Source organism: Variovorax sp. OV329, from assembly GCF_900114785.1.
Taxonomy (GTDB): domain Bacteria; phylum Pseudomonadota; class Gammaproteobacteria; order Burkholderiales; family Burkholderiaceae_C; genus Variovorax.
Window position 1 is genome coordinate 1 of record NZ_FOUG01000039.1, and the last position, 10,759, is coordinate 10,759.

General features: G+C 61.5%; 6 protein-coding genes. 2 read left to right on the forward strand and 4 right to left on the reverse strand.

Annotated features, from left to right (window positions below; all coding sequences use genetic code 11):
* Nucleotides 1–1,000: 1,000 nt before the first annotated feature.
* Nucleotides 1,001–1,561: a lipid-binding SYLF domain-containing protein gene (locus tag BM345_RS29200; RefSeq protein ID WP_093387273.1), complete on the reverse strand. Its 561-nt coding sequence runs from the start codon at nt 1,559–1,561 to the stop codon at nt 1,001–1,003.
* A 760-nt stretch (nt 1,562–2,321) separates the two neighbouring features.
* Between BM345_RS29200 and BM345_RS29205 the strand changes: the two genes are divergently transcribed.
* Together BM345_RS29205 and BM345_RS29215 are read left to right on the forward strand one after the other, a co-directional pair.
* The gene (locus BM345_RS29205) at nt 2,322–2,939 is read left to right on the forward strand and encodes a hypothetical protein (RefSeq protein WP_175545214.1); all 618 of its coding nucleotides are present in this window, start codon (nt 2,322–2,324) and stop codon (nt 2,937–2,939) included.
* 3,324 nt (nt 2,940–6,263) lie between these two features.
* Entirely contained in the window at nt 6,264–7,352 is a 1,089-nt protein-coding gene (locus BM345_RS29215; RefSeq protein ID WP_093387280.1) for an OmpA family protein, read from the forward strand.
* 675 nt (nt 7,353–8,027) lie between these two features.
* Here the strand turns inward: BM345_RS29215 and BM345_RS29225 are convergent.
* The 3 genes from BM345_RS29225 to BM345_RS29235 all read right to left on the reverse strand — a co-directional run bounded on the left by BM345_RS29225 (nt 8,028) and on the right by BM345_RS29235 (nt 10,145).
* On the reverse strand, nt 8,028–8,648 hold the full coding sequence (locus BM345_RS29225; protein WP_093387285.1) for a hypothetical protein: 621 nt from the start codon (nt 8,646–8,648) through the stop codon (nt 8,028–8,030).
* Between the two features lie 11 nt (nt 8,649–8,659).
* Nucleotides 8,660–9,433, reverse strand: a complete 774-nt coding sequence (locus BM345_RS29230; RefSeq protein ID WP_093387287.1) for a DUF2092 domain-containing protein — start codon at nt 9,431–9,433, stop codon at nt 8,660–8,662.
* Nucleotides 9,434–9,551: 118 nt separating this feature from the next.
* A complete protein-coding gene (locus BM345_RS29235; protein ID WP_093387290.1) occupies nt 9,552–10,145 on the reverse strand; it encodes a hypothetical protein in 594 nt (197 codons plus the stop codon).
* Nucleotides 10,146–10,759 lie beyond the last annotated feature (614 nt).

Genomic DNA, 10,759 nt, shown 5'->3' on the forward strand with positions numbered 1-10,759 from the left:
GCTTCCGCACAACTGGCACCCCGCGCGCTGAGCACGCGCCGCTACCGCAGCGATCCTCGTCCGCCCGTCAACCATGGGACGGCCAGCCGCTTACGATGCATTGATGAATCATGCGGAGGTCGGCCGCATCGGGATCCCGGCGGGCGAGGCTGATGTGGTCGGGCCTTGAAGTACAACGCACAGTAGGCAGCATGTCCATCTGCTTCCTTCGCAGGTGGTCGCTGCGCTGCATCCGAGGATGATCAACTGAATGGGTCAGCGATTCTTCCTAACGGACCAGCCGAAATCGTGCCGCGCGATTCGGGCGCCGCTCGCAGACGAGTGTAGCGCGCTCGGAGAGTCCAAGTATCGGACGCGCTAAGCCGCAGATTCCTCCGATCTTGGCGTGGCCCGATGCTCTGTTCAGCCTGACTGACACTGGCCCACAGTTCCACTCACTGGGCCCTCAGGCCCACGAAAAGACACCATTGAACCTGGGCCACTGGGGGCCGGGCGCACCAGGGCAGCATGAAGCCTGCTGTCCGAGGGGGTGCCGGTCGGCGCGCTCTGGCCCGGCACAAGTACGTCAAACGCAGTTTCGTTCGCAAACACGTACTGCATCTGGACTGGTTGCCCGGACATGTTCGCCCACTTTTGAGCAATGCAGGTGGCCGCAGCCCTAGGGGCAAGCTGGCTTTGTCCGACAGGACGAGCGTCAGTCGCCGGCGGAGACGATGGCGCTTGACTTGCACACCCCGAGACTGCAACGACTAACGCGGTTAAGGCTTGCTTCATGCTCATGGCTCCTTTGCAAGAATCGCACTAGGCACCGAAAGGTCTCCCCCCGAGACGACATCGCCACTGACCGGGAGCCGAAGAAGACTTCGGGTAACCTAGTCATTCACTTTGCGAATCGCGCGCTGCGTTTCTTTGTCTAGGCGACAAGGCAGCAATGCTAGCTTTACGTGCGTCCGCGCCGCGGGTGCGCACAATCGGTTCCTCTGGCAAGTGACCGGCAGTTTCAGTTGAGATCCTTGTCCTTCCAGACCTTCGAGCCACCAAGGGCTACTCCCGCCTGGAGTCCGGCCTTGGTCAACACGTACGCCTGGCCGCCTGTGAAGACGATAGCGCCCGCCTTCACATTCGAATCTTCCTTCCTGGTGCCCGCTCCCGCGCCAGCGCCGGCGGACGCGTCCCACCCGCTATCGATGAAGTCGGCCAGCGACTTGGTGTCGTTGAAGACAAAGAGATAGCGCGTATCGGAGGCGCCGATCTGCAAGCCCGCGCTCGCCTGGGCAATGGACATGTAAGTGTCCTTCTTCGACTTGCTGTCGTGCGCCAGGCCCTTGCCGCCGGCACCGCCAACACCAAAGCTCAATCCGTAGGTGGTGAACACGGCATAACCCGGCGCCTTGCTGACGACGTCCTTGATCGCCGGATCGGCCTTGTAGAACTCCTGAAGCGTCTGCATCGCCTTCGCCTTCACTTCGGCCTGTTGTGCGGCTTTGTCCTGCGCATAAGCGCCGCCGACCAGCAGCGTGGTTAGAACTGCACTGGTGATGAGTATCTTGCGACGTTCCACAGCATTCTCCTTGCAGGTGTAGTGAGGAGCAAGCACGATGACACTAATCGCCGACTACTGTCATCCGTGATCCGCGCGGGCCGACGTCGCTCTTGCCCCAGCAGCATGTGCCAACGCAGGGGTTGTCGCGCATCAAAGTGTGGCAAGTGTTTGCCCGTTTTCCGAACAGCTTCACGCAGCTGCTCGGGTGATAGAGGCGTTCCGAGTTCGCGATCGTACCTGGTGAACATGCCCATCAAAAGTCGTTCCAGATCGAACCAGAACGCGGGGCGATGACTAGCCGGGCGGCAACAGGCAGCAGCTGCGAGTGTGTGTCGGTCGAACATCGGATCCCTCCAATCGTGAAAATTGCTGAGCGGCTCAGCGAAAGCCAAGACCTGCACAACATACGTCCGGGCACAACAGCTGCCATAGGAGCAGATGCAACTGAGTGCATCGACTCCACTTGTGGAACCTCTACATGAGGTATCAAGTATTTCATTTTAAAGTCTCGAATCAACCTAAGTTGAGGGACAGGGCTGCATTGAAGCGGGGAAAATTCCGATGGAGGCGCCGGTCGCCGCATGTTCCGAGCGTCTGCCGGCCTGTTGCCACGTGGGCTCTGTCAACGGATATTGCGGCGCAGAGGCCGGCCGCAAGGATGGCGCCTACGCCGGTCCTAAGCCGGTGTTCGCTGATCACTCCGAGCTTGCCCTTTGCCGCAGCGCGTTTGACGCAATGCAGTAGCGGTCGGAAGATGCGCCCGGCGCATCCACAGCGCATGAAAGGCATTCTCATGAATCACAGTCCCGCGCTACTGGCCGCTGTCGTGTTCGGAGTCTTCTCGTTGCCTGCGCTGTCGCAGGACAAATCCACTACCGACGCGACGGCGCTGGTCGTGACGGCGCCTGGCAAGGCGGCCCTTGTAGAAACGGTCAATATCAGCGCCACCGTCGAGGCCATCGACTTACCGGGCCGCCACGTGACGGTCAAAGGCCCCAAAGGCAAGCTGTCTACGCTGGCCATCGGTCCCCACGTGCGCAACCTGGACCAGGTCAAAGTGGGCGACAAGATTCTGGTGCGCTATGAGCAGGCTCTGACGCTGTCCCTGATGAAAGACGGCAAGGAATTGCGCAGCCGGTCCGTATCCTCAAGCGGCAACCGTGCGGCCGTCGGCGCCGAACCGGCCGGAGTGGTCGGCAAGAAGATCGAGGTCACCGCCGACGTGACGGCCGTCAACGCCAAGACCAAGATGGTGACTCTCAAGGGGCCCGAACAGTCGGTCGACCTGAAGGTGAACGACCCCGAGCAGTTCAAGGCCATCCGCGTTGGCGATCAGGTCCAGGCCGTGTACACCGAGGCGGTTGCGATCGCGCTGGAGCCGGCCGCGAAAAAATAGGATAGGTCCGCTTCGGATCTAGTTCGGCACGCCGTATGAAGAGGCGGAGCCACTGCGCGTTCTTTGCAAGCAGCGCGGTGGAGTTTCTGGACTCTCCCCAACTGCGCCTGACTGGACGCTTTACTTCTGAGCAAAACAAGGCCGGATCCAGACTGGTCCAACGCGCCACTGCCGCCGCGTCGTTCCTGCGGAGGGTTTGACGTTGCTGCCACAAGGGCGCCAAGCGTCCGCAGACACGCGGGTTCCAGTCGTCCGCATCTGCTGCATTGGAAAACCGCTTGCACTGTCTGGTTTGCCTGAAGCGATCGGCTGGAGCCCTTGTCCTCTGAGCGCGCAAGGACGCGAGGCAGCAGCAAGACACCTAATTGACGACCGTCGTTGGGGGGCCGCGGACGACTGCCTTCCGGTGCTGATTGATACCCTTGCACTACTGATCTTTCAGGGTAACAATCCGCGCGCTTTGAGACTCGACAGGGCAAACGTCCCTTGTGACGAACCCAGAGGAGGGGTCTGTGCTAGGTCACGCAATACGGCAGTTCTTGCCAACGAGCCCCTTCGCTTCAGGCGGTAGTTCCGTCCCGCCCACGAGACCGGGGAGGGGAGCGCCGGAAACTTTCTCGCGGCGACAGGCGTTCTGGGTGCTGGAGTTGGCGGCGCTCCACGTTAGCGATCGCGACCAGGCGCTACACACACTGCGCAGCTGGTGTGGCCCGGCACGCCTGAGCGGCGAGCAAGTCAAGTGTGTCGAGGACTTGCTGCAATTTGCTTGGCCAGACCTCGTAGCTACGCTTGCCGACGGCATGGAGGATTGCGAGTTGCGAGAGCGTCTCCGCATGCCGGGCGTAGAGCGGACGGTGATGCACCTCAGCGCAGCTGCCCATGACGAGCCTTCGCGCGCGACCAAGGCGCGTCTGCTTCGTGAGAGTCGAGGTGAAGTATTCCGGGTCAGAGGTCAGGGGTATCGCCTGGGTAGCCACCTGCCGCCGGCCGACAGCGCCTACGAGGAGCTTCGTGTCTGCCGCCTGTTGTATTGCGATGACCATCATGTGGCCTTTGAAGACACTTACAACGGATACCGATTCAGCGAGGCGTTGTCCCACGTGACGGTCTCTCGCGATCAGGACCAGGAGATGCCACTGTTGGTTGTCGCTCCAAGGCATCGGTCTTGAATCGAATCGCCCGCAGGGGCCTCCCGGCTTCGGTGCCGGCCGCGCTGTCGTGCTGCACCACCGCTTTCCCGTAGTTCCGTCGCCCCGGCCCCGCCAGCAGGGCCAGCTTGAGTTTGGGTCCGGAGCGGCCAGGCGGGGGCATTCAAGGCCAACATTCATAACGCTCTCAGCTCATGCTCAGTCCCTGATGGCGGGAATGCCCGTCCTGCGATGTCGACGCCCGAGTCCTCGCCGACGACCCCGCGCAGGCGGTGGAGTCGCACGCGCGAAGATCGGCTTCGCTGCTGCAATGCGTTCCTCTGATCTCGCGGATCGCGATCCGGTTGGTGGGCTTCTGCGTCCTCAGGGCAACTCAAACTGCGCCGGCTGTGCCGGAATCTGCTCGCCAGCGCCGCCCTCCCCTCCGGCGCATGCCGATGGCCCATAACGCCTCGCCTTGAGTGGAAAAGAAAAAGCAGCCTCATAAAACTTACGGAGATGATCTGCGGCGTCTCATGCAATCATCGTGCTGAGACTGTCTGGCGAGGCGGCCCGCACGTTTTCGGCGAGCACCCGGGCAGCACCGGGACAAGCGGCTCTACGAAGACGTCGCGAACGCGCCTCATAGCGTCGTCAGGTTTCATGCAGGCTGGTAAGCCAGGGGGTGTGGGTCCTAGAGCGCCTATGACGGCAGACACGCCAAGCAGCCGTGGCCGCTTATCCAGCGTTTTGTCGAACTAGCACTCAAGCACTTCATGTGTAGTCGCCATGTCCATACCCCTCAAAGCCGCCCATCGTCGCTCTTGCCAACTACACGCACGCGCCAGACTGGTGCCCCCGATGCCGCCCCCCCAGCGATTCTGCCGGGCAACAAAGAGACTGTTGTTTGCATTGATGGGAATCATGATCGGTGCACCTGCCCAGCCGCAAAGCGCCGCGGCAAAGGAGTCAGAGAATGCAGCCTATTGCCTGAGTGCGATCGAGCGATTTGCTGCGGCTGATCGATCATTGCAGGCCAGATCAGGTGCTAACCCTACCGTTCGAGACGCTGCGGCAGATTCTCTTCAGCAATATGAGACAAGCTTGAGCAGGTTGCGTGCGCTGTTCAACGCAGTGCCCGACAAAGATGCCGCCGCTATGGAGGCGGCGGAGCGCGCCGCAGAAGCGGACCAGGCAGCGTTTCCGAAGCACTATGAAGTCTGTTGGAACTACTGTTCAGATGACGACGTTGGGAGCCCGACCTGGCAAGCATGCATTGCAAGATGCCAGAGAGCGGATCCGTTGATCTCCAGGCTTGATCGGTGCCGCAGCGTGGACTGAAGAGGTAGAAAGACAGCAGCACAACGCGCGTCACATTGATGGCATCGGGCTTGCCGCTGGCCTGCAGGGTGGGACGATGCTGCTCTTTTACGAACGCATCGGCGCGCTGGCCAGTGCATCTTCATCGTCTCGGGCAATGGAATCGACATGTGTCGCATCTCCATGACGGACATCGGTGCCTGGAGCGTGGATTGACGCCTTCTCAAGGCAGCGCCAACGCGCCAACAGACGCACCCGCATGCCAGGCTCTTTTCGATGAAGTCGTTCGGCGCAAGACCGCCCCTGCAGCCATTCCTAGCGCCATAGCCCGTCACTGCAGGATGCCGAGTTGGCGCCTGGGTTCGGCTCACGACTTCGGCTCGGAGGCTCCGACGGTCGCCTTCAAGCGTCGGTTCGAGCATCTTGACTGAGGATCGAGGACGGCGAAGCGCCATCTCGCTCTGGTGAATCTCCCATCCGCGCCTGGATAGGGGAAAGCCGATCTGCGCTGCGTGGTGGGGCAGTACACGCACCGCATTGCCTTCTCCCACAAAGGCATCCTGACATTCCTGGTAGCAGCGACCCTTGACTCCGAACTCTGCCCTTCATGAATCGCTTCATTGGCACCTCATTGCCAACGCGCTGACCAGTTCAACCCAAGCGGACCCGAGGCAATGCTCTCCCGAAGAATCCGAAGTTGCCTCAGAGCCACCATTTCTCTCGCCCCTTGCAAGATTTGCAACCATGCGAGAACGTAAGCGGCCTGAGAAACATTCGCTTGCGTGCTAATGTTCTGCGCATCGCACTCGCGTCTATGTTCCGGCTTCGTTCGTTGTGCGCTGAGTCTGTCTCATAACAACCAAGCGAGGAGTCTCCCATGCTCGACCGACGTTCCTTTGCAGCCTGCTGCGTGCTGGCCCTTCCGTGCGTTACCGGCCTTGCTCAGACAGTCTTCTCGCTCGACAGCCAGTACTTCGACGACCGCTGGTACATCACGCCCTTTGGTAGCTACATCAATTCGGACAGCGCGCGCTTGTCCGACGATGGCTGGGGCGGCGGACTGGCCATCGGCAAACCCATCAGCCCGTACTGGAACATCGAGTTGCGCACCCAGTACGAAGAGCTCGACTCCAAGGTCGGAGGCCCGGGCAAGTACGAGATCTGGAGCGGCTCGCTTGATGCCCAGTGGTTCTTCCTGGGCCGACAGGGCATGCGCGCCTGGCAGCCAAGCAGCGTGCAGCCGTACATCGTGGGCGGCATCGGCGCGATCAACGACAAGATCAAGTTCCCGGCGGGCGGCAGCGACAACAAGACCAGCTTCATGGCCAATGTGGGTGCGGGCATCGTTTGGCCCTTCTCCTCCTGGGGCCGACTGGTGGCCGATGCGCGCTATCGTTATGACGACAACCGCAGCGGTTTCCCCAACGGGACTCAAAGTCACCTGGACGACTGGCTGTTCTCGGTGGGCCTGCAGATTCCGCTCGGCCCGGCACCGCGCGTCGCCTCGGCGCCTCCGCCGCCGCCCCCAGCCCCGCCGGTGATGGCCCCGTCCCCCCCGCCGCCAACGACGCGCAACTTTGAGATCAAGTCCGACGGCACCTTCGAGTTCGGCAAGGCGGTGCTGACACCCGCAGGACGCAGCAGCATCGACACCCTGATGCAGGATCTCAAGCCCGAGACCATGCAACCACGCTCCGTCTCCATCGTCGGTTTCACCGACCCGATTGGCAGCGCCGAATTCAACCAGCGCCTGTCCGAGGCGAGGGCCAACGCGGTGCGCGATTACATGGTGAGCCGTGGCGTGCCGGCCAACGTGATCCAGACCGAGGGCCGTGGCAAGAACGACCTCAAGGTCACCGAGGCGGACTGCCGGGCCAAGGGAGCCAGGACCCGCAGCGCGCTGATCACCTGCTTCGAGCCGAACCGCCGCGTAGAGATCCGCGCCGCGGGCGTGCAGACCAAGTAGGGCACGCTGGCCAGAAACAAAAGGGCGCCGCGGCGCCCCTTTTGGCTTGACAGGTGCAGCGGCCCACTCAGCTACGCCAGAAGGCCCACCAGGCGCCCTTGGGCTGTCGTGGGTTGCGCAGTTCTGCACCGAGCGTAGACAAGGCCCTGCTGCGCCGGCGAACTTCCCGCTCCAAATCATGAGCCCGACCGTTTGCGTCTCGTTCTCCGCGCAGGGCGCGCGACCGCCATTGGGAGGCGAGCGCCGCAAGCTCCTCGTCCGTCAGTTCACCCAGTCCTGTCGGAGTGTTCATGGACCGATCTTTACCATTGATCATTTGCTGCCGCAACCGGCTGAGCCAGACAGCTCCAAGGGCTCTGAACGGACTGCACGTGCGTGAGACATCACGGCCCGCCCTAGTCCTCACACCCTTGTGCCTAACCATTCCTCCAACCCTGGAGCTTCACCACATGCAGCGTGCGCAGATCTTCTCGTACGCTCTCTTCGGCATGGATCTACATTGGCTGCCCAAGCGGCCCGCCTGGTGCGGGAAGCGCCGGTGCCGCCGCGATGTCCCCGGACGACCCCGATACTCGAGGCGCGCTTGAATCAAATATCAAATCAAGCGAAGCGAAGCATCTCGCATCGGACCAAATGGCATGGGATTCCGTCCATGTGATGTTGAGGGCGAACTCCTCAATAGGGAGGATTTACCACCACGTACTGCGATCCCTGCGGCTGGTACCACTGGCTGCCGCATTGCTGATACACCATGCCGCCGTAGTTGACCGGGACGCAGTTCGGCGGCACCGTTTTTACCATCGAGCCGACCACGGCTGACGTCACCGCGACAGCCCCAGCGACCGCCATGGCTCCTGCGACCGGGTGGTAGTCGTTGTCCCATCCGCCGCCGCAGCAGCCGCTGTTGCCACTTACATTGACATTGACGTTGCGGCTGGCATTGACGTTTGTGTTGGCGTTGACGTTGGTGTTTCGATTGGCGGCCACGTTGGAATTTCGGCTGTTCACGTTGTTGACGCTGGAATTGCGCACGTCATTGGTTCGCGCGTCTGCCCTGGCATTGTTGGCTTGAACGGCCTGCCTGCCGCCACCGGCAGTGGTGGTGCCGGCCGCGTTGGCACGAGCGCCACCTCCGGCAGCATTCGCGCGAGCGCCGCCGCCGCCCCCAGCCTGAGCGCGAGCACCACCACCGCGATCGCCCCGGTCCCCCGCAGCCTGCGCCGTCGTAACGGACACAACGTTGCCCAGAAGCGAGGCGGCCATGGCGATCGCTACGGTCTTTCCAACGGATGTCATGGCGACTCTCCCTATCTAGGCTTCACCGGGACGATCTTTATCCTGATCGCGCCTCTGGGTGGATCAAACCTGAACGTCGATTCTTTGAAACTGGGCTTTAGATCCCAGTCGATGACGCTGACGGATTGCGGGCGAGCCTCGTCGCCAAGGTTTGTGATCACGATCTTGCGTGGCAGGGGCTGCGCACCGGTGGCAATCCAGATCTGCCAGTCGACCGTGCCCTGCCGGAACGCGTAGTGGTCGCAGAGCGTCCCCTCGACAAGATCCTGGCCGGCATTCATTGCCGAGTCGATCTTGTCGACCGGCGCCGCGGGCGTGCCCCATGTGAAGAGATCCGCCATCGGGACTTGAACGCCATATCGCTCCTCGAGCTCGTCGATAAGCACGCTGAGAGGTTCCGAGAATGCGACCGACGAGTAGTACTTCTGCGCGGGCGCATAGAGGGTGACCGTCTTGGCGTCATAGAAGAGCTCGCGCTCGGAGCGAGCGCTCCACATCCGTGCTCGCAGCTTGTTCGGACGCTGCACATCCAATGTTGCCTGGGCCGTGTGCATCAGCTTCTGGCCGTCGGCGAGAACCCGCTCGCCCGTCAAAGTTGTCGAAGCCCGAAAGCGACTCAGCGTCAACAGATACGCACCCATGTCCTTGACTGCCTGGATTGAAGCGGGATCAACGGGATTGGCGGCCGGTGCGGTCGGGCCCGCTGGCGCAGATTGTTGTGCATTTCCAACCGATGCCGTCAACGCCGAGGCCAGCACGCATGCCACGAGTCTTCCGGATTTCATCTGGACTCCTCCATCAGATAGATGGACCCACGCCCATCAATGCTCATGGGCGCTTCCCACCGTACGCGCCCGACGCCACTCACAAGATCTCTATTTCAGTGGCGGAGCGCTGTTGCGGTCATCTGTCCACCGAGAGTGCCACCGCTTCCGTGTAAACCGCATGGACCTGATCGCCCACCTTAATCAGCTTCAGCTGCTCCGGGTCGCGCACCTTCAAGTCGATTTCGTGCTCAGCCCCCCGCAAAGTGATCGTCTTGGCCTTCTTGTCGACCTTGATCACGTCTGCAGTGACCTCAATTCGTCTGCCGAGTGTGCCGGCGGGGCGTTCGCCTGCCGCGCTCCTGGTGCCGCTCTCAGACTCGGTCTTGCTGCGAATCTCCTTGCCTTCCTTCATCAGGGTGAGCGTCAATGCCTGTGCATAACTCACCGACACCCGGTCGCCCGGCTTGACCTGATCGAGATTTCGGGCGTCAGGGCCGATTTCCAGTGGGATCAGCTTGCCCTGCGAGGTTCTGATGGTGACGTGCCGCTTCTCCAGGTCAATCGACTCGACAAGACCGGTTGCCCTGGTCACTTCAGTCACGCTCGCCGTTCCTGGCTTGGTCGACACAGCGACGTCGGTGTCGGACTTGTCTTTAGAGAAGGCGGGAGGGAGGGTCGCGGCCGACACTGCAAGGACGGCGCCGAGCCAATTCCAAATCCTTAAGCTCATGTGGAGCCCCTTAGTTCATTGGTGAGAACCTTCGAACTTCCCGCTTGTGCGCGCAAGCAAATCCCTGACCCTGTGGACATGCTATTGGTGTCCGGGATGCCGCTCCATGACGGTCAGACCTTCATCGGCACATCGAAAAGATCAGTTTAGGCGCCTCCACTCCATTTAGACAAGCTGTGTCGGACGAGTGGCACAAATCACCTTGCCTAGGAAGGCCGACGAGGATCACAAGTCGATCGCTTTGAATCTTGGTACCGTCAAGGCTTAAGTTCGCCATCAGTCCTACATTGCTCAATGCGAATCCGACGATCCTGTGCATGGTCTGGGTATCGATGCCTGCAGCGTCGCCCCTCTTGGCCATATGACCGGCGCGTCGGCACTGGCGGCCCACCCCTGCTTACGACGAACGCGTCGAGCGCTTCCGGCGTCATGAACAGCACATCGACACCCTCGGACTCGGCTGACGCCACCGAGGGAAAGTCGAGAACACCCTTCGCCTTGGCAGGCATATCCCGCGACCTAGTGGGCTGTAACGATTGAATCGGGAGTAATTCGCCGTGTCGGGTCGAAGTACTTCCACTTCACGGGTTTGGGTTGCTCGTTGTACTTGCGGA